Annotated in this window: 21 protein-coding genes, 1 tRNA gene and 1 riboswitch; of the genes, 11 read left to right on the forward strand and 11 right to left on the reverse strand. The window is 69.3% G+C overall.

The features are described from left to right. Entirely contained in the window at window positions 1-1,089 is a 1,089-nt protein-coding gene (mnmA, locus tag FHR84_RS14365; protein ID WP_179536031.1) for a tRNA 2-thiouridine(34) synthase MnmA, read from the forward strand. 82 nt (window positions 1,090-1,171) lie between these two features. Here mnmA and FHR84_RS14370 read toward each other — a convergent pair whose 3' ends face one another. Then, a complete protein-coding gene (locus FHR84_RS14370; RefSeq protein ID WP_179536032.1) occupies window positions 1,172-1,582 on the reverse strand; it encodes an NUDIX hydrolase in 411 nt (136 codons plus the stop codon). Between the two features lie 242 nt (window positions 1,583-1,824). Between FHR84_RS14370 and FHR84_RS14375 the strand changes: the two genes are divergently transcribed. Beyond that, window positions 1,825-2,859: a uroporphyrinogen decarboxylase/cobalamine-independent methonine synthase family protein gene (locus FHR84_RS14375; protein WP_179536033.1), complete on the forward strand. Its 1,035-nt coding sequence runs from the start codon at window positions 1,825-1,827 to the stop codon at window positions 2,857-2,859. Between the two features lie 259 nt (window positions 2,860-3,118). On the opposite strand, the gene FHR84_RS14380 is transcribed toward FHR84_RS14375, so the two are convergent. From FHR84_RS14380 to FHR84_RS14390, 3 genes are all read right to left on the reverse strand, one after another. After that, window positions 3,119-3,191 (reverse strand) — tRNA-His (locus FHR84_RS14380). A 132-nt stretch (window positions 3,192-3,323) separates the two neighbouring features. Continuing rightward, a complete protein-coding gene (orn, locus tag FHR84_RS14385; protein WP_179536034.1) occupies window positions 3,324-3,971 on the reverse strand; it encodes an oligoribonuclease in 648 nt (215 codons plus the stop codon). Window positions 3,972-4,034: 63 nt separating this feature from the next. Then, entirely contained in the window at window positions 4,035-5,726 is a 1,692-nt protein-coding gene (locus tag FHR84_RS14390) for an AMP-binding protein (RefSeq protein ID WP_179536035.1), read from the reverse strand. A 218-nt stretch (window positions 5,727-5,944) separates the two neighbouring features. Between FHR84_RS14390 and FHR84_RS14395 the strand changes: the two genes are divergently transcribed. Beyond that, window positions 5,945-6,349, forward strand: coding sequence for a hypothetical protein (locus tag FHR84_RS14395; RefSeq protein WP_179536036.1), 405 nt, complete (start codon window positions 5,945-5,947; stop codon window positions 6,347-6,349). A gap of 139 nt (window positions 6,350-6,488) precedes the next feature. Here the strand turns inward: FHR84_RS14395 and FHR84_RS14400 are convergent, their stop codons facing one another. Continuing rightward, window positions 6,489-7,223 carry a hypothetical protein gene (locus FHR84_RS14400; RefSeq protein ID WP_179536037.1) on the reverse strand — a complete coding sequence of 245 codons (735 nt, stop codon included), beginning with the start codon at window positions 7,221-7,223 and terminating at the stop codon, window positions 6,489-6,491. A 306-nt stretch (window positions 7,224-7,529) separates the two neighbouring features. Between FHR84_RS14400 and FHR84_RS14405 the strand changes: the two genes are divergently transcribed. From FHR84_RS14405 to tenA, 3 genes are all read left to right on the forward strand, one after another. Continuing rightward, window positions 7,530-7,772 carry a biotin/lipoyl-containing protein gene (locus tag FHR84_RS14405; protein ID WP_179536038.1) on the forward strand — a complete coding sequence of 81 codons (243 nt, stop codon included), beginning with the start codon at window positions 7,530-7,532 and terminating at the stop codon, window positions 7,770-7,772. A 272-nt stretch (window positions 7,773-8,044) separates the two neighbouring features. Continuing rightward, window positions 8,045-8,143, forward strand: a riboswitch (TPP riboswitch). Window positions 8,144-8,273: 130 nt separating this feature from the next. Further along, the gene (gene thiD, locus FHR84_RS14410; RefSeq protein ID WP_179536039.1) at window positions 8,274-9,074 is read left to right on the forward strand and encodes a bifunctional hydroxymethylpyrimidine kinase/phosphomethylpyrimidine kinase; all 801 of its coding nucleotides are present in this window, start codon (window positions 8,274-8,276) and stop codon (window positions 9,072-9,074) included. A 125-nt stretch (window positions 9,075-9,199) separates the two neighbouring features. Beyond that, window positions 9,200-9,934, forward strand: a complete 735-nt coding sequence (gene tenA, locus FHR84_RS14415) for a thiaminase II (RefSeq protein ID WP_179536040.1) — start codon at window positions 9,200-9,202, stop codon at window positions 9,932-9,934. A 113-nt stretch (window positions 9,935-10,047) separates the two neighbouring features. Here tenA and FHR84_RS14420 read toward each other — a convergent pair whose 3' ends face one another. From FHR84_RS14420 to FHR84_RS14440, 5 genes are all read right to left on the reverse strand, one after another. Beyond that, complete coding sequence (locus FHR84_RS14420) at window positions 10,048-11,175, reverse strand: polysaccharide pyruvyl transferase family protein (RefSeq protein ID WP_179536041.1); 1,128 nt, start codon at window positions 11,173-11,175, stop codon at window positions 10,048-10,050. Between the two features lie 73 nt (window positions 11,176-11,248). Beyond that, entirely contained in the window at window positions 11,249-11,722 is a 474-nt protein-coding gene (locus FHR84_RS14425; protein WP_179536042.1) for a hypothetical protein, read from the reverse strand. A gap of 20 nt (window positions 11,723-11,742) precedes the next feature. After that, window positions 11,743-12,846 (reverse strand): coiled-coil domain-containing protein, encoded by a 1,104-nt coding sequence (locus FHR84_RS14430; RefSeq protein ID WP_179536043.1) that lies wholly within the window; start codon window positions 12,844-12,846, stop codon window positions 11,743-11,745. A gap of 162 nt (window positions 12,847-13,008) precedes the next feature. Next, on the reverse strand, window positions 13,009-13,698 hold the full coding sequence (locus FHR84_RS14435) for a hypothetical protein (RefSeq protein WP_179536044.1): 690 nt from the start codon (window positions 13,696-13,698) through the stop codon (window positions 13,009-13,011). Between the two features lie 4 nt (window positions 13,699-13,702). Further along, entirely contained in the window at window positions 13,703-14,710 is a 1,008-nt protein-coding gene (locus tag FHR84_RS14440) for a hypothetical protein (protein WP_179536045.1), read from the reverse strand. Between the two features lie 360 nt (window positions 14,711-15,070). Between FHR84_RS14440 and FHR84_RS14445 the strand changes: the two genes are divergently transcribed. From FHR84_RS14445 to FHR84_RS14455, 3 genes are all read left to right on the forward strand, one after another. Further along, complete coding sequence (locus tag FHR84_RS14445) at window positions 15,071-16,174, forward strand: LLM class flavin-dependent oxidoreductase (protein ID WP_179536046.1); 1,104 nt, start codon at window positions 15,071-15,073, stop codon at window positions 16,172-16,174. Between the two features lie 253 nt (window positions 16,175-16,427). After that, the gene (locus FHR84_RS14450; RefSeq protein WP_179536047.1) at window positions 16,428-16,811 is read left to right on the forward strand and encodes a DUF3817 domain-containing protein; all 384 of its coding nucleotides are present in this window, start codon (window positions 16,428-16,430) and stop codon (window positions 16,809-16,811) included. Beyond that, window positions 16,808-17,743 carry a heme o synthase gene (locus FHR84_RS14455; protein ID WP_179536048.1) on the forward strand — a complete coding sequence of 312 codons (936 nt, stop codon included), beginning with the start codon at window positions 16,808-16,810 and terminating at the stop codon, window positions 17,741-17,743. Before FHR84_RS14450 ends, FHR84_RS14455 begins: the two co-directional genes overlap by 4 nt. Window positions 17,744-17,882: 139 nt before the next feature. On the opposite strand, the gene FHR84_RS14460 is transcribed toward FHR84_RS14455, so the two are convergent. Further along, the gene (locus tag FHR84_RS14460) at window positions 17,883-19,211 is read right to left on the reverse strand and encodes an MFS transporter (RefSeq protein WP_179536049.1); all 1,329 of its coding nucleotides are present in this window, start codon (window positions 19,209-19,211) and stop codon (window positions 17,883-17,885) included. A 284-nt stretch (window positions 19,212-19,495) separates the two neighbouring features. On the opposite strand from FHR84_RS14460, the gene FHR84_RS14465 reads away from it, so the two are divergent. Together FHR84_RS14465 and FHR84_RS14470 are read left to right on the forward strand one after the other, a co-directional pair. Then, entirely contained in the window at window positions 19,496-20,071 is a 576-nt protein-coding gene (locus tag FHR84_RS14465; protein ID WP_179536050.1) for a snapalysin family zinc-dependent metalloprotease, read from the forward strand. A 258-nt stretch (window positions 20,072-20,329) separates the two neighbouring features. After that, complete coding sequence (locus FHR84_RS14470) at window positions 20,330-21,325, forward strand: Acg family FMN-binding oxidoreductase (protein WP_218862899.1); 996 nt, start codon at window positions 20,330-20,332, stop codon at window positions 21,323-21,325. The last annotated feature ends 5 nt before the right edge of the window (window positions 21,326-21,330 follow it).

A 21,330-nucleotide genomic window follows, 5' to 3' on the forward strand; every position in this document is an offset into this window, starting at 1 on the left:
GTGCGAGTACTCGCGGCGATGAGCGGCGGGGTGGATTCAGCGGTGGCCGCAGCGCGAGCGGTCGACGCGGGCCACGACGTGACCGGGGTCCACCTGGCGCTGTCCGCCAAGCCCGGGACGTTGCGCGAGGGAGCGCGTGGCTGCTGCACGGTGGAGGACTCGCGGGACGCCCGGCGCGCCGCGGACATCCTCGGCATCCCGTTCTACGTCTGGGACTTCGCGGAAAGGTTCAGCGAGGAGGTCATCGAGACCTTCGTCGGGGAGTACGCGGCAGGGCGCACGCCGAACCCCTGCATGACCTGCAACGAGAAGATCAAGTTCGAGGCCCTGCTGGAAAAGGCCATGGCGTTGGGCTTCGACGCGGTTTCCACGGGTCACTACGCGCGGCTGTCCAACGAGTCCGGCGTTCCGGAGCTGCGGCGCAGCAGGGACGAGGGCAAGGACCAGTCCTACGTGCTGGCCTCGCTGACCCCGCAGCAGCTGCGGCACGCGATGTTCCCGCTGGGGCACTCGTTGAAGTCCGAGGTGCGCGCGGAGGCCGAGCAGCGGGACCTCGCCGTGGCGCAGAAGCCGGACAGCCACGACATCTGCTTCATCCCGGACGGGGACACCAAGAAGTTCCTGGAGTCCAAGCTGGGGGAGCGGCCCGGTGACATGGTCGACGCCGACTCCGGGGAGGTGCTCACCCAGCACTCCGGTGTGCACGGTTTCACCGTGGGACAGCGCAAGGGGCTGGGGGTCGACAAGCCCGCACCGGACGGGCGGCCGCGTTACGTGCTGTCCCTGGAGCCGGTTTCCGGGACGGTGAAGGTGGGCTCGGCGGACAAGCTGGGGGTCACCGAGATCGACGCGACCCGGCCGGTGTGGCCTTCGGAGAGCGCGTTGGACGGTCCGACCGAGTGCGTGGCTCAGATCCGGGCTCACGGGGAGACGGGTGAAGCCGTGGCCGAGATGACCGGTGAGGGCCTCCGGGTGCGGTTGAGCGAGCCGATGCGCGGTGTGGCTCCCGGGCAGTCGGTGGTGCTCTACCGCCCGGATCCGGCCGGGGACCTGGTGCTGGGCAGCGCGAAGATCTCCGAGACGCGGTGAGGCGGCTCCTCCGGGTGAGGTGCGCCAATTTTGCCTATGACTGTGAGCCCCGCGCGAGTGGTGTAGCTGCCCGCGCGTCCGGTCACCCGGGATAGGTACGCACCGCTGGGGTGTCCCGCAGTGCGTCGGTCACCCGCGCGGCGCGGGACTCGGTCATCAGCGCCAGCGCGTCGGCGAGCTCGAACCAGTCGGCGGCGGAGCTTTCCTCGGTCGCCCGGGGAGAGCCCCCGAGGGCGTGACAGCGGAAGACCAGGGTGACCACTCCGCGCGCGAGGTGCTTGTAGGCCCCGGTAAGCCGGTCCACGCCGACGGAGACCTCCGTCTCCTCCAGGATCTCGCGCCGCACCCCGTGCTCGAAGGACTCCTCCGGCTCGAGGACGCCTCCTGGCGGTTCCCAGCGGCCGTTGTCCCTGCGTCGGGCCAGCAGGATCCGCCCCCGGCTGTCGAGGACCACACCGGCCACGCTGACCGAGTGCTTCGGCAGGTCGGGCAAGGGGGCCTCCAAGCGTGCCGTGTGGGGCCGACCATCTCCGATTCTGCCCGTAACGGCGCTTCGTGTGCCCTTTTTGACCCGTTCGTGGACATGATGTCCCCAGCGGCGGTGGAGGGCTGCTCGTCACCTCGCGGCGGGACGGGCCTCCGGGGTCCCGCAGCGGCCCGCGCCCGGCCGGGAGCCACGGGACCACCGCGGCCCGTGCGGCGTGTGCCGTGCCTTCCGGCTGCGAGAATCGCCGTGTGACGCAACAGCCTTGGAAACCCGGTACTGCCACCGCGATCGGCTCCATGCCGGGAACCGATTCCTCGGAGGCCGCCCGGATCGTCGCGGGCGAGCTGCCCGAGCTGACCCCGGTGCCGGAACTGCCCGCCAGGGGGGTGGGCGGCGACCTGATCGGACACGCCGCGGGGATGCTGCGCGATCTGGCTGTGGAGGTGGTGCCCTCCGGGTACCGCGTGGCACGCGTCGAGGGACGCGACCACCGGCGCGCGTTGGACCTGCTGCGGTGGGACCTGGACGCCATGGAAGCGGCCACGGCCGGAGACACCGAACCACGGTTGATCAAGCTGCAGGTGGCCGGGCCGTGGAGTCTGGCCGCGGGGATCGAGCTGGAGCGCGGCCACCGCGTGATGACCGACCACGGTGCGCTGCGCGACTTCTCCGAAGCCCTGGTGGAAGGAGTCCGGGAGTACGTCGGGCAGCTGGTGGCGCGCACCGGAGGGCGAGTGCTCCTCCAACTCGACGAACCGACCCTGCCCGCCGTCCTCGCCGGAGAGCTGCCCACCCCCTCCGACTACGGAACGGTGCCCGCTGTTCCCGCGCCCGAGGCGGAGCGGGTGCTCGCCGATGTGATCAGCCGACTCGGCGAGGCAGCCGCGGGCCCCGTGATGGTGCACTGCTGCGCGCAGCGCCCACCGGTACGGCTGCTGCACCGGGCCGGGGCCGGAGTGATCGGTCTGGACACCGCCGTGCTCGGTTCCCCCGAGGGGGAGCTGGCCGAGGAGATCGGCGATGCCTGGGACAAGGGGATCACACTGATGCTCGGCATGGTGCCCGCATCACAACCGGCGCGGGAGCCGGGGCTGCGTGAGCTCGCGGAGCCGGCGCGGAGGTTCGTGAACGACCTCGGATTCCCCGAGAGGGTGTTGGCCGAGCAGGTGCTGCCCACCCCGGTTTGCGGCCTGGCCGGGGCTTCCCCGCGCTGGGCCCACCGCGCGTTGGGACTGAGCCGCGAGCTCGGAAAGATGCTGCGGGAGGACACCGCGCAGAACTGATCCGGGGGAACTCGACCGGCTCGGGTTCGTGCGGGTAGGTCGCTCGGCGGCCCCCCTCGCGGGCTCGTGAGCGGGCGCCCCGGCGTCGGGTGGTGGTTCTGCACGACGTCGGGGCGGACCTCGCGGGGCACCGCGGGAGCTCCCGCGGTCACTCGCCCCGGCGGGGTGGAGCACTTCGGTGCCGCCGCGCCGGAGGAGAGGACCGATGAAAACGGCGGCCCCGATCTCGACCAAGCGAGATCGGGGCCGCCGTCGGCCGGGTGAGTGACGGGATTCGAACCCGCGACTCCTGGGACCACAACCCAGTGCTCTACCGCCTGAGCTACACCCACCGTGCTTGCCCGGGATCACGCCCGAACAACGGACTCCATCCTAGCGTGGCCGATCCACGCTTTTGCAACGGGATCCCCTTTCGCGGTTCACCAGGAAGAAATCGCTGCGCAGGCCCGGACAGCTTCCGGGATTCAGCTTTCGTCCAGTTGTCGCCTCGCCTGTTCGGTGCCCCCCACCTCTTCCTCGGACAGCAGCTCCGTGGCGACCCGCTGGGCCTCCTCGCTCGACGGGCCCGGATCCGGGACGAAAGCGGTCCGTCGGTAGTAGGCGAGTTCGCGGATCGACTCCCGCACGTCGGCCAGGGCCCGGTGCGCCAGCCCCTTCTCCGGCTGCGCGTAGTAGATGCGCGGGTACCACCTGCGGCAGAGCTCCTTGACGGAGGAGACGTCCACCATTCGGTAGTGCAGGTACTGATCGAGTTCGGGCATGTCCCTGGCGATGAACCCGCGGTCCGTCGCGATCGAATTGCCGGCCAGCGGGGCGGAACGCCCGTCCGGGACGTGCTGGCGCAGGTAGTCCAGGACCTGCTGTTCGGCCTGGGCGAGCGTGACGGGGGAACGGCGAACCTCTTCGGTCAGTCCCGAGCGGTCGTGCATCTCCCGCACGACCTCGGGCATCCCCCCGAGGGTCTCCTCGTCGGCGTGGATGACCACATCCACGCCCTCCCCGAGAATGTTCAGGTCGGCATCGGTGACAAGAGCGGCTATCTCGATCAACGCGTCCTTGCCGAGCTCCAGCCCGGTCATTTCGCAGTCGATCCACACGAGACGGTCATTCACCGTGGTGAGCCTAACGTGCCACGGGGCGTGCACGCGAAACCGTCGGTGCGTCGTCGGGACCGGTCACCGGCTTTGTTCCGGGGTCACCGCGGGCAACCCGCCCGGTACCACCTTGCCGGTGGCGTTCCTGGGCAGCGCGTCCAGAAAGACCACGTCGCGTGGGCGTGCGAAGTTCGACAACCGCTCCCGGGTGCGTTCGCGCACGGTGTCCGCGTCCAGTGTCGCGCCCTCGTGCAGCACCACGAAAGCGGCCAGCCGCTGTCCGTACTTCGGATCCTCGACCCCGGTCACCACCGCTTCGCTCACCTCGGGGAATCCGGAGATGAGGTCCTCGGTTTCCTTGGGGTAGACGTTCTCCCCGCCCGAGACGATCATGTCGTCGGCGCGGCCGACCACGAACAGGCTTCCGCTCTCGTCGAGGTAGCCGAGGTCTCCGGTGGGCATGAGACCGTCGTGCTGCTCCGAACTCCTGCCGTTGGTGTAGCCCTCGAAGAGCATGTCGTTGCGGACGTGGATGTTGCCCGTCTCGCCCCGCCTCACGGAAGCGCCGGTGTCGTCCAGGATGCTCAGCGTGGTGCCACGGGGCGGCCGTCCTGCGGTGTCCGGGTTCGCGCGCAGGTCCCCCGGAGTCGCGATGCTCACCCAGGAGGCTTCCGTCGAGCCGTAGAAGTTGTACAGCACGGAGCCGAAGACGCGCTGGAAGTCCTTCGCGAGCTCTCCGGGCAGCGCGGACCCGCTGCAGGCCACGATGCGCAGTCCGCGGTGGTCGTAGGACCTTCGCTGTTCGGGAGGCAGTTCGAGCAGGCGTTGCAGCATCACGGGGACGGCGAACATCGAAGTGCAGCGGTGGCGTTGCAGGGCCGCCATGGTCTGCTGCGGGTCGAATCTGCGGTGCAGCACCAGCGTGGCACCGAGCACGGTTCCGAGCTGGAAACCGGCCAACCCCCAGGTGTGGAACAGGGGAGCGCACACCATCATGCGTTCACCGCTGCGCAGCGGAACCCTGGACATGATCGTGGTGGCCGGGCTCAGGCTCGCCGGGTCGGGACGGCGAGCTCCCTTCGGGGTGCCGGTGGTCCCCGAGGTGAGTACGATCATCCGGCCGTGTCGTGGCCGTTTCGGCAGGGCGTCCGTCCCGGAGCGGCCGATCAGCTGTTCCACCGTGGTGTGGCTCGTCGTGCCCTCGGTCCAGCTGACCACCAGTTCCACGCCTTCCGGCGGGGAGACGTGCCCCGTGAACTCGGAGTCGGCGATCACCAGCCGCACTCCCTGCTCGGCGAGCACGGCCGAGACCTGCTCTCCGCTCATACCGGTGTTGACCAGCACCGAGTCCGCGCCCAGCTTGCTGGCGGCCAGCACCGCCTCGACGAAGCCGTGGTGGTTGCGGCACAGGATCGCGACTCTGGAGCCGGACTCGACCCCGTGCTCCCGGAGAGCGTTGGCCAGGCGGGTGGTGCGCTGGTCCACCTCGGCGAAGCTCAGCGCCCCTCGCTCGTCGATCACGGCGGGTCGATCGGGGTGGCGTATCGCGCCCACCGCGTACCCGAGCGGGATCGCGATTCCCCAGCGGCGGTAGGCGAACGCCGTGCGCAGCAGTTTGTCCGGACGCATCGGACGGACGACTCCCTGCTTGACCAGGGTCAGCGCGTCGAGCGCTGCCGGGACGCGCCGTTCCGCCCAGCGCGTGATCCTCGCGGCGGTGTCCGCGGCCCACCTGGGTCGACGCCGTGCCTTCGCAATCCGCTCACTGGTCACGCAGCACCTCGCAAATCTACCTACTGGTGAGTAGATAATGCCTTGAGCGCCGCCGTGAGGAAAGAGGTACCGAGCGACGAATATCCACGGATGTGAACCGGCTGACAGACTGAAACGCGCGTGCTCTCCGCAGCGTGCGGTGCGCGCCCGGCCGCTGTCCCGGCACGTGCGGCGACGCCGAGATGTCCGAACCGGTACCGAGGGGAGAGCCCGGAGAAGTGAGCGACTACGACGTGCGACTGTGGCGGGCGGTGCACAGGGTGCTGCTCGTGCTGGCCCTCGGGACGGTGGTCCTGTTGATCGGCCTGGGGCGGGGGGCGCAGCGCGCCGACTCGCTGTTCGGCGTGCTGATCCTGGCCCTGGCGGTGGCGCCCGCCGCGTTGGCCGTGCGGGGGATGCCGCCGCACGCGCGGGCCAAACTCCCGGAACTGCCGAAGCGCCGCCTGCTGTTGACGATCACGGCAGCGCTGCTGGCCTGCTCGGCGGTGTTCCTCGCCCTCTGGGTACTGGTGAACCTGGTCGCCCCGGGGGTGCTGGCCCCGTTGTCCCTGGCGGTCCCCGTGCTCGCCGGGGCCGGGTTGACGGCTCTGGCCGGTCGTCTGACCCGGACCCGGCGGCGTTGAGGTCTTGCGGCCGGACCGTCGGTGGGGTATCGGGTTCTTCTCCGGCGCGGCAGCGCCTGAACACCACTTACGCGGTCGGCGCCGCCGCGAGGGGCTCCGCCGAGTGGCCACCTGCGGCAACCGGGACGGGAAAGCTCTGTCAGACCGAGTGGACGACCAGGCCGTCCTGCTCGCAGCTGAAATCCAGCGATCCCTCGAACTCGGCGACCGGCATCTCGTCCCTGATCAGCCGGTGCGCCCCTCCGTGCGTCTCCACGCTCAGCCGTTCGGCCTCGAAGCGCTGCTCGGCGTAGTCGGGGCCCTGCAGCCGGATGTCCATCCGCCCCTCGTGCAGGGTGATGGTCACCTGGCCACCGGGAATGGAGAGCGTTTCGCCGTCCCTGGTCAGGGTGATGCTGCTTTCGTCGGTGGTCTCCGGCAGCACCACGACCCGCGTCAGCGCGGCGTCCCTGCTGGAGTCCTGACGTGTCATTCCGATGACGTCCCGGCGCGCGCTCTCCCCCGGTTCGCTCTCCTCGGGGGAGGGGGCCAACAGCGCCGCCCGCTTCTTCGCGGCCAGGCGGTAGGGCTGCCAGGATCCGGTGCCGACGAGGTTGACCACCGAATTGACCTCGGTCCCGGTCAGCAGTTCCTCGCTGTCCGGGGCCGGGGTGATCTCCACGGCGTTCGCACCGCGTTCGTTGAGCAGCTGTCGCAGTGCCCGGGCGCGTTCGCGTGCCTTGCGGTCGAACCCGCGGTTGATGGCCACCGTCGTGGAGTCGCTCGCGGTTCGCGCTGCCGCATCGGCGAGGCTGGTCAGCGGACCCCATACTGCGGCGGGGTCCTGGTCGGCCTGCCGAGAGCGCGTGCTGAGTCCCTCGGTAGTGCTATTCATTACCCCAACTCTAGTCCGGGGGTGCGTACCGATTCACGGGTGCTGTTCGGCTGTGTGGTGTGATTTACCGCAGTTGTGACGTAATTCGCCGTGAGTGGCGATCACACGGCCGATGCGGCCGACGGGTGAATCGGCTAGTGCACGTCCGCGGTGGCTGCCTACCCGGGAGGGACCGGGTAGGCACGGTCTTGTCCCGGCGACGCCGTGTTGTACAGGCTCCGTTCGCGGGGAAGCCGGTACCGCTCGTCCACGTCGAAAGCGGTCGAGGCGGGCACGGTACGTGAATCGGATGGTCGGAGACGATCGATGACGGAGTTGCTGTACTGCGCCGAACGCCCCGACGCCGGGGGTTTCGGAACCGCTCGTGCCGTGCTGGTCCGGTGGCTGGTCGCCGAGGGGAGTCCCGTGCGCTCGGGGCAACCGCTGGCGGAGATACGCACCGGGCAGCACCACACCCGCATGCACGCGCTGGCGACCGGAACACTGCGCCAGCAGGTCAGGGCGGGAGAGCCGGTGCTTCCCGGATTTCCGGTGGGGTTGATCGAGTAGCCCCCGGTGTTGAGAGGGCCCGCGGAGCGGTTTGCTCGGCGGTGCGGGTGGTGGAACCTCCCGCGGCGGCGCGAGCTGCTCGGGTGGCCACAAGCCGACTGCCCGGGTGGCGGTAAGCGGCTGCGTCTCTTGCCCAGCGGCCGATCAGTCCGGGCGGGTGCTCGCCCGAGCCGCGCTGGCACCGAGCGGGCGGAAAGGCCGTGGCCCGGTGCGCTGTTGACCTCCGCTGCTATGTTTGTTCCACCGAATCGGGGAAGGCTCCCACGATTCCGGTGAGTGACGCGGGGTGCCCGGACTTCGGACCGGGCTGAGAAAGACCCGTCGAACCTGAACTAGTTCGTACTAGCGGAGGGACGTCGCAGTGCTGCCGGTACTCCTGTGCTGTCGTCACGCTCGCCGCTCGCGGCCCGAGTCGCCCGGTGTGGAGCCGGTGCACCGGGAACGGCCGCGTGCGGGCGGCGGTGTGACCCGCGTGCGCGTCCCCCTCGGAAAGGGGCGCCAGTGATTCGGAACGTCCTGACCATCGCGGGGACCGATCCCAGCGGGGGAGCGGGCGTCCAAGCCGACCTGAAGGCGTTCTCGGCTCACGAGACCTACGGGATGTCGGTGACCACGGCGCTGGTCGCCCAGACCACGACAGGGGTTTCCTCGGTGCACGAGGTGCCAGCCGGGTTCGTCACCGAGCAGTTACGCACCCTGCTGGACGACGTGCGGGTGGACGCGGTCAAGATCGGCATGCTTTCGGACGCCGCGATCATCGGTGCGGTCGCCGCGGAACTGGAGCGGTACTCCCCGCCGAACGTCGTGCTCGATCCCGTCATGGTCGCCAAGAGCGGGGACAGGCTGCTGGCGGGGGAAGCCGTGCTGGCCCTGCGCGATGAGCTGCTCCCCCGCGTGGACCTGATAACGCCGAACCTGCCGGAAGCCGCCGACCTGCTGGGCGCGGAGGAGATCACCGACGTCGGGGAGATGCCCGAACAGGCGGCCCGTCTGAGGGAGCTCGGTGCCGCACGGGTGCTGCTGAAGGGCGGACACCTCGGCGGGAGCTCCAGTGTCGACGTGCTGGACGCGGACGGTGCGGTCGAGTCCCTGCGCGGGGAGCGGGTGGACACGAGGAACGACCACGGAACCGGCTGTACCCTTTCCGCTTCGATAGCCGCCCTGCGCGCACGACGCCCCGACTGGTCGACGGCGGTCCGGGAGGCGAAGGAGTACCTGAGCGGAGCCCTGCGTGCCGCCGACCAGCTCGAAGTGGGAAACGGGCACGGGCCGGTGCACCACTTCTACGCCTGGTGGGGTTGATGCCCCCCGCGGGCCGCTCCGCGTAGCGGTCCGGTGCGGGAAACCCCGGACCTCTGCGGGAGCCGGGACGCGGAGAGCAACCAACCGGAACGCCCCGGCCCACACGTCGAGGCGGGAGGAGAACCATGACTCGTCGACTGCCCGAGCCCGATCCGGACGGTTTCTGCGCCGCCGCATGGGCGCACACCGCCGAGCTGCAGGACGCGATCGTGCGCCATCCGTTCAACCTGGCGCTCGCCGACGGAACGCTGCAGCGCGACCGCTTCGCGTTCTACATCGTTCAGGACGCGCGCTACCTGTTCGGATTCGCCCGGGCTCTGGCCGCGACGGCGGCACGAGCCGAGGACCCGGCGGACTCCGCTTTCCTCGCGGGCAGCGCGCACGGGGCCCTGGCCGAGGAACGCAGGCTGCACGCGGGCTACGTCGAGCAGCTCGGTCTCACCGGGGAGGAGATGTCCGGTATCGAGACCTCGCCGACCTGCTTGGCCTACACCTCGTACCTGCGGGCGAGCGCGCAGAGCGAGCCCTACCCGGTGGCGGTCGCCGCGCTGCTGCCGTGCTTCTGGGTGTACCAGCACGTGGGCAGCACGATTCTGGAGAAGACGGGGGACACGTCCGAACACCCCTACGGCAGGTGGATCGAGACCTACGCCGACGAGGAGTTCGCCGCAACGGTGCTCGGCGCCAGGGAGCTGGCCGACAGGTTGGCCGCCGCTGCCGACGAGCGAACCCGTGAGCGGATGCTCACTGCTTTCGTCCGGTGCAGCGAGTACGAGTGGCTCTTCTGGAACAGCGCGTGGGAGAAGCAGGAGTGGCCGACCGCGCGCTGGCTTCCCCGGCGGGGGGACCACGTGGAGTGACCGCTCGTGCGGTCCCGCTCCTGGCGCCGGGGGACCGTTCGAGCTCGGGCGCCCGGAGCGAGAACCGGCGGGGCCGACCGGCGAACCCCGCCGGGCCGAACGCGGGACCTCGCTCAGTAGATCCGGCGCGCGAGCGAGACCTTGGAGGCGCGCAGTTTGCGCAGCGTCCCCGAGTCGAAGCCACCCGTCGGTGGCTGGGACATGCTCAGGTCCGTGTTCAGCGACCACCCCGAGCCGCGTTCGACCAGCGAACGGTGCTTGTTGGTGTAGTAGTTCGTGTCGATCACGATCGCCGTACCGCAGGCGCCGGCCGCGGCCGCCATCAGATGCATGTGGAAGCGGGTGGACAACCAGCGTTGCCCCGCTGTGGCGGGCAGACCGTTGTCCATGATCTCGGAGAAGGGGTAGAAACGCGCCCCCGGCAGCTCGTGTTCGACCAGGGCGAATATCTCCCGGTCCACCCGGGGGATCCCCTCCACGAAGCCGACCTGCTCGGAAGGAACTCCCCACTGGCGCAGCGTGTCCAGCACGTGTCCTGCGAGCGCGGGAGCGCTCAGCGTGAGCAGATCCGACTGGATGCAGACCATGACCTCGGGAACCTGATCGTCCCGGTAGAGCCCGGCTCCGGTGTCGAAGAAGAGATCGTCCCCCGTGGAGGTGACTCCCGGAACGTCGGCCAGTACCTCGGACGACGGTTCGTCCCGGACGTCGACGACGTCGAAGTGCCGTGCCAGCTCCCGCACCAGCGGGCGAGCGTCGGCCGCCACGGGTGTGAGGCCCTGTCCGGTCATGGCCAGCCGCCCCCCGGAGTGCTCGCTGCTGGCCACAGCTGCGGCCAGCAGTCCGATGTGGTGCGGCCAGATGCCGTTGATGTAGCCGCCTCCGATGACGTGGAACACATCGGCGCGAGCGGCCACCCTGATTCCGGCCACCCAGCGGGGGGCCATTCCGGGGTTGTCGATCGCCTGCTTGACGAAGGAGGCCACTTGCCAGGGCTCGCTGGACGAGGCCTGCCAGCACAACCGCCAGAAGGTGTCGGTGAAGCGCACGTTCGGGTGCAGTTCCCCCAGCAGCACCTCGCTGGGCCCCGGATTCGGGCAGTCCAACCACACCGTGGATTCCGGTGCGTGATGGGCGAGGTACTTCAACCAGGTGGCGGCGATGAGTTCGTCACCGTAGTTGGGGTTGCCCGTGGTTCCCACGAGATAGAAGGTGCTGTGCCCCGGGGGCGAGTTGCTCACTACGTGCTCCTTGACCGGTCTCGGAGGGCGCTGCGTCTCGAGCGTCCCCTGAGAACGGTCGTCGCGGAGTGAGTCACTCGATACCGAGCTCCCTGGTGACGCTCAACAGGCGCGCTCTGGCCCGACCGAATCGTACCGCGCAGTCGGAAGTGCAGAGATCAACCCGCTTTTCCCACCTGCTCGTGGTGGTGCCGAACGAGCGTTCCGCGTCCTCCCAGGTGGGGGTTGCCTGTGGGGATTCCGTGTCGGGCAGGGTGTCCTCCCCGCCCTCTCCCCCCTCCTGCCGTGCCGTCGGGGATTCCCACCCGGGCCTCTCCGGGGAGGACGTCGACTCGGGGCTCCGCCGTTTCGTGGAGACCCGCTCCGCGGCGGGGGAGGCGCCGGGACGGGTCCGGCCGGACCGCCCCGAGCGCGCTGCCCTCTTGCCGCCCCTGCGGTGCTCGCGGCGCAACAGCGGCACGAACACCGCGGCGGCGAGTCCGAAACCGACGAGGAAGGTAAGCACCAGCATGTCGATGGCGGGGAAGGTGGACTGCGCCAATGGCATGATGTCTCTCCACACGTCGTTCAGTTACGAGCCGCCGGACCGGTGGTGTCCGTTCCGCGGAGCTCCCGCCCGGAATCGGACTCCTCGTCCTGACGAAGGGACTGCGCCGTGGCGTCCGCCGTGAACTCCCGGGAGTTCTCGTCGCCGGGGGGTCCGCTCGGATCGCGGTAGACGGATTCGGGGGACTCGAAGTAGGTGACTTCCGCGTTCGTCGGATCCCCCCACTGGACGGGCAGCCACATCTGCCCGTCCGGGACCTCGCCCTCCACCGGAGTTCCCGCCGGGGGCTCCTTCGAGGACTGCTCCGGAATCGACCGGCTCGCCGGCCGCTCGTCCGAGCCCACGTTCTCGACGGTGCTCCGCTGCAGCGAGGTCACCGAGGACCCGATCCTGTCGGTGGCCGTGTCCAGGGCGGTCAGCACTTGGGTGCGGAGCGTTTCCAGCTCCGAGCGGTTGTGCTCGATCTCCTCGAGAACACGTTGCCGGTAGTCCTCGGTCTCGGTCTCGCGGCGTGCGCACTCCTGCCGCGTCCGCTCGTCGAGTTCCTCGGCTTGCTGCTCGGCCGCGCTCATCAGGGACTTGTAGGCGTCCCGAATCGAACGGCGCATCCGCTGTTCCCGCTCACGGAGCTCTTTCAGCTGATGTGTCCGTTCCCGGTTCAGCTGATCGCGCCGTCTCTCTATCTCGGCCAGTACCTGCTCGCACTGCTCGTGCAGTTCTCCGGCAGTTCCTTCGGCCTGCTCGATCAGCCGGTCGGCCTCGGTCTCGGCGGCCCCACGAATGATCTCGGCTTCGTGTCTGGCCTGCTCGCGCAGTGTCTGCAGCTCCTCCTCGGCCATGTTCAGCATTTCCTGCACACGCTGGGAGGCCACGGGCAATCCGGTGTCGGAGGTCTCCAGGTGACGCAGCCGCTGCTGGGTCGCGTTGAGCTCCTCGCGGGTCCGGTCGTAGAGCGCCCGCAGATCCGAGTTGAGCCGGGCGGCCTCGTTGCGGTCGATGGTGACCAGCTCCAGCTGGTTCTCCAGCACTTCGAGGTGTTCGAGGACCTGGTCCCGATGAAAACCGCGGAACGTGACGTCGAACCCCGGCCGGAGTGGCACCACGGCGTCGGCGGCGTCTTCCATGTCGAATCCTCCTGTCCGCCACTGCCCCTGCGAAGTCGGTTCGATGTTCGAAAAGAGTGGATGTGTCGTCGGAGCGCCGCCCGGCGAACGGGGGAGGAACCGTGAAGCGGGAACGGTCTCCCCCGTTCGCGGGGCTGGTTTCGGTTCTTCGCACCGACTCGGTCAGTTCTCCGGCCGGTGTCCGTTGGTCGAGGGCTCCGCTTCGCCCGTGCGCAGTTCTCCGCTCAGCCTGCTGCGGAGCTGATCCAATCGGTTCTTGCTGTCGTCCAGCGCCTCCATGTATTCGCGGCGGAACCGTTCGGCGATTTCCTGACTGCCGAAGTCCAGGTTCTCCGTGGAGGTGTGCTGTGTCCTGTTCTGTTCCTGGTTCCTTTCCCGCGGGGGTTCGTTGTTCGGTTCCCGCGGGGGTTCGTTCGGATGACCGTTCCCGGTCGTTGTTTCCGTTCGCGTGGTGTCGTCCCGGTCGGGCATCTCGTTCCGTGCGGTCGGTCGGGGTTGGTCGGGCACCGTCTCGGGGTCGGGGAACACGCCGGGGGAGGGTGGCCGGGGCGTTTCGGAGGAGGAACTCGTGTGGGAGGTGGCCGGGGCGGTCTCGGTTCTCCCCGCGGGCCCCTCCTCCGGGTCCCCCGTGCCGACCCTGCGTGGTTGACCGTTTCGACCCGTGCCGGTGAGCAGGGCCGTGGAAGTGGTCAGCCTGGCCAGTTGGCTGCGCAAACGTGCTTGGCGGTGCCGTGCTCGGACCAGCAGTATCGTGGCCGGGATCGCGGTGACCAGCGCCCCGCACAGCACCGCCAGCCCCAGCTGGAGAGCTCGCTCTCCGGCCGGGCCCCATGACGTCAGTTCAGCAAGCATCGAATCAGTGTCCGTATTCGACTGAATAGGGTTGGTTTCCGCCGTCCGCTCCCCGCGTTCCCGTGCGGTTCAGTACGGGGACCTCCTCGTGCACCGGGTCGTCCTCGGTGACCGGATCGAGCGGAATCGGACGGTTGAGCGCGTCCGACGCCCCATGACCCGGTTGAGCGGGTATCCCGCCGTCCGCCGGTTCCGCGGCCGAACGCGCGACGTTGTGCTGCGGAGCGGAAGCGGGGCGGCCGTCGTCCACCGCGGAGTGGGCGTCCGCACCGGAGGATCCGGTGGTCGACTCGGACGCCTGGTCGACGACCAGCAGTGGTTTCAGCTGCTCGTCGAGCACCGTGCGCTGCTGGCCGATGAAGTTCGCGGCCGCGTCCACGTTCTGCAACAGCCTGCTCCGCATCTCCTCCAGCTGCTCCGCCCTGGAGCGCAGGTCGGACATGAGCTCGGAATGCTTGCGGAGGGTGCCCTCCTCGAGCTCCGCGCACTGCTCCCTGGTGTTCTGGAGCAGTTCGTCGGCCTCCTTGCGTGCAGCGTTCAACGCTTCCTCGTAGGTGTTGTTGTAAACGTGCTGCAGCTGGTCAGCCTTGGCGTCGAGGTCGGCCGAGCGCGCCGCGTGCTCCTCGTCCATGTGCTGGCGGCGCCGTTCGAGGTCGTCGACGAGCTCGGCGCACTCCTTGCGGAGCTCGGCAGCCCGGTTCTCCGCCTCACTCCTGATCTGCTCGGCGTCGTTCTCGGCGACCCCGCGGACCGTTTCGGCCTCCCGGTTGGCGTGCTCGCGGATGGCCGCGGCTTCCTCCTCGGCCATGTTGAGCATGTGATGCATCCGCGCCGTGGCGTACGGTTGTCCCGTCTCGGCGTTCTGGAGTCGTTTGAGTTCTCCGGTGGTCTCCTCCATCTGCCTGCGGGTCTCGTCGGTGATACGCCGCTGGTCCTCGTTCAGTCGAATGGCCTCGTCGCGGTCGGTGACGAGGATTCGGATCTGGTCCTCGAGCAGTTCGATATGTTCCAAAACCTGTTTTCGGTTGAATCCGCGGAACTCGTTATCGAACCCCGGCCTGAGGGGAACGATGGCCTCGTCTTCCATAGTCCACCGCATTTCCGATCGAAACTGTGCTGATCTGTATCCTAGGCGGGTTCGGGTCCCTGGTTGTTCAAGCTTGCTGTGCACGTCTGCGTTCTCACTCGAACGAGCGACGTGCGATAAACATGAATGTTTTGTCCCTATTTCGTGAAAAATTCCTCCGAAAGTCTCTTTCCGGTCAGAGTTCCGGCGCCGGGGTCCGCTCCCTCCCGGAGTCCGGCAGCGCGCCCGCTCGGCCACCAACCCCGGGCGGGAACAATCGTCGGGGGCGAAGGGTTGCACCGGGCGATGGATTCCGTCGCCAACCCGGACCGCACCTCGCTGGGCGGCACCCCGGACGGGGAGACCCCGGCGAGGATCGCGGGAGTCGCCCGCGGCCGGTCGCCCGTTCCGCTCTCGGTGCTCGACCTCGCCCCGGTGGCGGTGGACACCGACGCCTCCGAGGCGTTGCTCACCTCCACGGAACTGGCGAAGGCCACCGAGCGGTGGGGGTTCCACCGTTACTGGGTCGCCGAACACCACGGGATGCCCGGCATCGCCAGCTCCTCACCCGCCGTGCTGCTCGCCCACCTGGCGGCGGCGACCAGCTCGCTGCGACTCGGCTCCGGCGGCGTGATGCTGCCCAACCACGCGCCGCTGGTCGTGGCCGAGCAGTTCGGGATGCTCGAAGCGCTGCACCCGGGGAGGTTCGACCTCGGGCTCGGACGGGCCCCCGGGACCGACCAGGGAACCGCGCGGGCGCTGCGCCGGACCAGCGGTCCCCCCTCCGCGGACGAGTTCCCCCGGCAGCTGGGGGAACTGCTGGGGCTTCTCCAGGACGAGCTCCCCATCGATCACCCCCACGTGGATGTGCACGCGGTCCCGCGGGAGACCCAGCCCGTCGTCTGGCTGCTCGGCTCCAGCGACTACAGCGCCGGGCTCGCGGCCTCGCTCGGACTGCCGTTCTCGTTCGCGCACCACTTCGCGTCCTCGAACACGGTCCCGGCGCTGGGGCTCTACCGGGACTCCTTCCAGCCGTCGGGCGTGCTCGACCGTCCGTACGCGATGGTCGGCGCCCAGGTCATCGCGGCGGACACGCACGAACGGGCGCTGCACCTGGCTCGTCCGATCGCGTTGAGCATGCTGCGGCTCCGCTCCGGAAACCCCGGAAGGCTGCCGACCCCCGAGGAGGCGGCGTCCCACGAGTTCACCGAGCGCGAGCAGGCGTTCATCGACAACTGGCTGGCCGATGCCATCTACGGCACCCCCGGAACCGTGCGGGAGGAGCTGGACGCGCTCGGGGAGCGAACCGGGGCGGACGAAATCATGATCACGGCGAACATCGCCGACCGGGAGGCGAAGCTGCGTTCCTACGAGCTGATCGCCGAGGCCTACCGCCTGCCGGGGACGTAGCGACACGGCGAGGGCGTCCAGCGGCCGGGTGATCTCCGTCGGGCGCATGGTGTGACGTGGGCGGCGCCACTCTCGGCGTCAGGTAGTCGCGAGCGGCGCGAAGGCGTGGCGTACGGTTTCCAACGATGGGCAGCCACGGTGTCCCGCCTCATCCGTCGGGCTGCGGTCGGCGGCCGAGCCTTCGTCCTGGAGCGGGACGAACATCGCTGCCGCGGTCCTGGTGGAGGCACGAGGCGGGATTGAGGGAGTTGTCGTGAAGCCGAGTGTTCTGCTGGCCGGTTACCGGGTGATGGCGTACGTGACGGCCGTGCTGCTGATCGCGTTGTGCGTGGCCATGGTGGGTAAGTACGGCTGGCCGAGCGGTACCGACGTCCAGCACGCCGGTGAGGCAGCCACTACCACGATCGGTATCGCCCACGGGTGGTTGTACATGGTCTATCTGGTGCTGGCCCTGCTGATCACCCGGTTGCTGCGGGTTCCGGTCGGTCCGATGTTGTTGGTCCTGCTGGCCGGGACGATCCCCTTCGGCGCGTTCTTCGCCGAGCGCAGGGTGGTCCAGTGGTTCCGCACGTGGAACGCAGCGAAGTCCGGTCCCGGTGCAGGGGCCGCCGAGCAGACCGGGTCGGCACACTCATGACAACCACGAAGCGATCCGTCAGCGGCGAGGCGACGTCGGGCAGAGCGGGAGTCCGCGGACTGCTCGGTGCCTACCTCTCCTTGACCAAACCACGTGTCATCGAGCAGCTGCTGGTGACCACGATTCCGGCCATGTTCCTCGCCGAGCGAGGAATCCCCTCGCTCTGGCTGGTGCTGATCACCCTGATCGGCGGGACCATGGCGGCGGGCAGCGCCAACGCCCTGAACTGCGTGGTCGATTCCGACATCGACGCGGTCATGGATCGGACCAAGTCGCGCCCCCTGGTCAGCTACCGCATCTCGCGTGGGCACGCGCTCGTGTTCAGCATCGCTCTCAGCGTGCTGTCCTTCGCCGTGCTCTGGGCGGGAGCCAACGTGCTGGCGGCGGCTCTGGCGTTGTCGGCCACGCTGTTCTACGTCTTCGTGTACACCCTGCTGCTCAAGCGCCGCACCGCCCAGAACATCGTCTGGGGCGGTGCTGCCGGGTGCATGCCGGTGCTGGTCGGCTGGGCCGCCGTGGCCGACACGGTGGAGTGGCCCGCTCTGGTGATGTTCGCGGTGGTCTTCCTGTGGACCCCGCCGCACTTCTGGTCCCTGGCCATGAAGTACCGCGAGGACTACGAACGCGCCGCCGTGCCGATGCTGCCCGTCGTGGCCACCCCTCGTCAGGTGTCCGTGCGGATCCTCGCCTATTCGTGGGCGACGGTGGCCAGCACGCTGTTACTGATCCCGGTGACCAGCTGGATCTACGTCGCCTGGGCGGTGATCGTCGGAGTCACCTTCCTGGTCATGGCCCACCGGCTGCACAGCGGAATAAGCCGGGGCCACGAGGTCAATCCGATGAAGCTGTTCCACCTGTCGAACAGCTACCTCACCGGGCTGTTCCTGGCCATCGCTGTCGACGCCGCGGTGGGGCTGCCGGTGCTGGCCTGACCGGGCTTCTCCGGCGCCGCCGCAGGGTCCCGTCGCTCGGCGGGACCTCCCGCGGGCTCCCGCTCCGGGGAGGTCCGACGTCGAGCGGGCACCGCGGCCCACCCGGGGCCCGGGGGCGTGCCGGGTGGACGCCCGGGGGTCAGCCGGAGGCGGTGGGTTCGCTGTCGGCCTCCCGCGGCGGGCTCGGTTCGGCGAGATCACGCTTGTACGTCTCGGTCAGCAGATACGCGGATCCGCACGAGATCACGGCCAGTACCGCCATGTATCCGGCGATCGCCACGGGGGAACCGGTCGCCGTGTACAGCCCCGTGCAGATCATCGGGGCGATGCCCCCGCCGAGGATCGAGGCCAGCTGGTAGCTGATGGAGATACCGCTGTAGCGCAGTCGCGTGGAGAACAGTTCGGAGTAGTAGGCCGACTGCGGCCCGTACACCGATGTCCGGCACAGCTGCAGCACCATGCCGCCGAGCAGGTACAGCACGATGGATCCGCTGTCCACCAGCAGCATGTAGGGAAGGGCGAACAGCGCCATGACCGCCATGCCGCTGATCATCATGCGGCGCCTGCCCAGGTAGTCCGAGAGCAGCCCGAAGGCGAGCATGAACGGTATGTCGACGAAGCTCAGCAGCGAGTTGGCGTTGAGCACGGTGGTCCGTTCGAACAGCCCCTCCTCTGTGGTGTAGAAGACCAGCCAGGTGCTCGTTATGTAGAAGGTGGCGTGGGTTCCGAGGAAGGTCCCCGTGGCGAGCACGATCGTCCTCGGGTGCGAGCGCAGCGCTTCGAGGACGGGGACGCGGGACTTCTCCTTGGTGCGCATCACACGTTCGAACACCGGGCTTTCGCTGATCTTGAGCCGGATGAACAGCCCGAGCACGATGAGCGCCGCGCTCATCAGGAACGGAATCCGCCAGCCCCAGGTCATGAACTGCTCGTCGGTCACATTGGCCGACACCAGCGAGAACGTCGTGTTGCCCAGCAGCAGACCGGCGGGAACGCCGACCTGCGGCCAGGCCCCGTAGAAGCCCCGTCGCCTGTCGGGGGCGTGTTCGACGGCCATCAGCGCCGCCCCGCCCCACTCCCCTCCGACGCCGAGCCCCTGGGCGAATCGCAGCAGCACCAGCAGCACGGGAGCCCACACCCCGATGGAGTCGTAGGCGGGCAGCGTGCCGATCAGCAGCGTGGCCACGCCCATCAGCATCAGGGACCAGATCAGCATCGGTTTGCGCCCCAGCCGGTCCCCGAAGTGCGAGAAGACGACTCCGCCCAGGGGGCGGGCCAGGAACCCGATGGCGAACGAGGCGAAGGCGGCCAGGGCGCCGACCAGCGGGTCGAAGGCGGGGAAGAAGAGTTCGTTGAACACCAGCGAGGCGGCGGTGCCGTAGATGAAGAAGTCGTACCACTCGATCGTCGTACCGATCAGACTGGCCAGGGCCACTCTCCCGGACTGCGTGGTCGTCGAACCGGCCATCGCTACGCACCCTTCGTGTCGGTGTAACTCTCGGGTGTGTCCTGAATAACTAACGCTGTAAGTTTTTCGGTACCGTAGCGGCGGCCCCGGCTCAGGACAAGAGCGTCGGAAAAGTCGGTTCCGCTCCGTCGGGGCCGCCGGCGCTCGAGAGGCGCCGAAGGGGGTGCTCGCAGGCGCCGGGGGTCGTGGGTCGAACGACGGTGCCGCCCTGCGACTTCCGCCGGTGGTCCGGGCCCGGAACGCGCTCTAGGTTGCGACCGGTCACCCGAGATCGAGGAGTAGTCATGCAGCCACGCGCGATCAGATTCGTGCTCCCGGTGCTCGCCCTCGCGTTGTTCACGTTGGTCGGTTTCTCGCCGGGGAGCGGGACAGCTCTGGCCGCCGACGGCGGACCGGCGCGTTCGCAGGCGACGACCGTGGTCACCTACGACGCGGGAGGGGCGGCCGAGTTCGGCGATGTGGTGCGTCGAGCGACCGGCATCTGGAACGAACATTTGTCCAATGTGGAATTCGAAGCGGTCGACGGCTCCGCCGACGTCGTGATCCTCGCCGACGACGGATGGCCGCGGGCCCGCCCCACCGGGCTGGGAACCGGCACCGTGTGGATGGGCCGTCAGGCCGTGGAGGAGGGGCACGACCCGACGCGCATAGCCGCGCACGAGCTCGGTCACATCCTCGGCCTGCCCGACAGGCGCACCGGAGTCTGCGAGGAGCTGATGTCCGGACACAGCGCCGGGACCGACTGCACCAGTGCCACCCCGAACGCGGCCGAGGTCGCCGAGGTCGAGCGCAACTTCTCCGCGGACGTGTTCCTCCCGCTGGGAACCCACGTCTACGGTGAGCCGACCCCGGCTCCTTGAGCCGACCCCGGCGGCGGAGGCCACGTCCTCCGCCGCCGGACCACCTCGGGGACACTCCCCCGCGGCAGCACGCCTCCGCCGGGGAGCGCGCCCGCCCAACGGCTCCCGAAGTGCGACGCGCGGGTGACGGGGGGATAGTGATGCCCGGGCGCACGGACGGTGTCCAGCGATGTTGTCGTGCCACCCGGTGAAAGACCCCAGCCGGGACAAGCCGATCGGCACAGTCGGGTTCGTGAACCGCGCCGGAGGTGGTCGATCATGAGTCCGCGAAGATCGCACCGACGAGGAGCAGGTACGGCCTCCGAGAAGCAGGAGTGGCCTCCCGAGGACATCCGGAGCATGGAGCAGTCCGTGGGACGGGCACCATCGGTGCACAACACGCAACCGTGGTCACTCGTCATCAGGGACCGCACGGCGAGCCTGTACGAGCGGTCGGAGGTCTCCCTGGAGCAGCACGACCCCGCGGGAAGGGACCGCCGGGTCTCCTGCGGGGCAGCCCTGACGAACCTGTTCCTCGCCGTGCGCGGGACAGGGTGGGAGGCCGCGCTGCGCCGCGGACCGAGCGCGGAGGAACCGGAGCTCGTGGGGGCGGTCACCGGAGCAGGCCGTCGGGAGCCCTCCGTGCTGGAGGGGCAGCGGTTCAGGGCCATCGCACGGCGCAGCAGCCACCGGCGCCCCTTCCACGAACAGGGACTCGCGCACGTCGCCAGGGAGGCTCTGCTCGCGGCGGGCGGCTCCTCCGGCGTACGCGCCCGCTGGATCACGGGCTCGGCGGAGGCGCGGCACGTGGCGGAGCTGCTCGGGTACGCGGCACGGGTGCACAAGAAGGACCGCCACTACCAGCGCGAGCTGGCGATGTGGATGCTCGACAGGTCCGGTCGAGCGGGGGACCCCGGAAGTGGCTTCGACGGGGACGACCTGGCCGGGGAGGGGGTTCCCGGCGTCGGGCTGACCACATCGGGAACCCGACTGCCCGACGAGGGCAAGCTCGCCGAGTGGATAGCGGCCGAATCGGTCATGGTGCTCTGCACCGACTCCGACGAGCGGTCCGACCACTTCCGAACCGGGGAGGCACTGCAACTGGCCTGGTTGACGGCAACCAGCCTCGGACTGGTCTCCTCGGTCATCACCCAGCCGCTGCACCTGGCCGAGGTTCGGCGGGGGCTGCGCGAACGCCTCGGGCTCGCGGGGGAGCCGCACGTGCTGGCCAGGTTCGGCTACCCCGCCCCCGTGCCCGGCCAACGTCGAGGTTGACCGCC

Origin of the sequence: Actinopolyspora biskrensis, assembly GCF_013408175.1 — a bacterium.
Taxonomy (GTDB): Bacteria; Actinomycetota; Actinomycetes; order Mycobacteriales; family Pseudonocardiaceae; genus Actinopolyspora; species Actinopolyspora biskrensis.

What these genes read in the sequence shown, in the direction of transcription:
- FHR84_RS14470 (WP_218862899.1), top strand. Translation starts at nt 20,330, where the DNA reads ATGAGTCCGCGAAGATCGCACCGACGAGGAGCAGGTACGGCCTCCGAG.
- FHR84_RS14400 (WP_179536037.1), bottom strand. Translation starts at nt 7,223, where the DNA reads ATGAATAGCACTACCGAGGGACTCAGCACGCGCTCTCGGCAGGCCGAC.
- FHR84_RS14460 (WP_179536049.1), bottom strand. Translation starts at nt 19,211, where the DNA reads ATGGCCGGTTCGACGACCACGCAGTCCGGGAGAGTGGCCCTGGCCAGT.
- FHR84_RS14465 (WP_179536050.1), top strand. Translation starts at nt 19,496, where the DNA reads ATGCAGCCACGCGCGATCAGATTCGTGCTCCCGGTGCTCGCCCTCGCG.
- FHR84_RS14435 (WP_179536044.1), bottom strand. Translation starts at nt 13,698, where the DNA reads ATGCTTGCTGAACTGACGTCATGGGGCCCGGCCGGAGAGCGAGCTCTC.
- FHR84_RS14445 (WP_179536046.1), top strand. Translation starts at nt 15,071, where the DNA reads ATGGATTCCGTCGCCAACCCGGACCGCACCTCGCTGGGCGGCACCCCG.
- FHR84_RS14455 (WP_179536048.1), top strand. Translation starts at nt 16,808, where the DNA reads ATGACAACCACGAAGCGATCCGTCAGCGGCGAGGCGACGTCGGGCAGA.
- FHR84_RS14405 (WP_179536038.1), top strand. Translation starts at nt 7,530, where the DNA reads ATGACGGAGTTGCTGTACTGCGCCGAACGCCCCGACGCCGGGGGTTTC.
- FHR84_RS14430 (WP_179536043.1), bottom strand. Translation starts at nt 12,846, where the DNA reads ATGGAAGACGCCGCCGACGCCGTGGTGCCACTCCGGCCGGGGTTCGAC.
- FHR84_RS14425 (WP_179536042.1), bottom strand. Translation starts at nt 11,722, where the DNA reads ATGCCATTGGCGCAGTCCACCTTCCCCGCCATCGACATGCTGGTGCTT.
- tenA (WP_179536040.1), top strand. Translation starts at nt 9,200, where the DNA reads ATGACTCGTCGACTGCCCGAGCCCGATCCGGACGGTTTCTGCGCCGCC.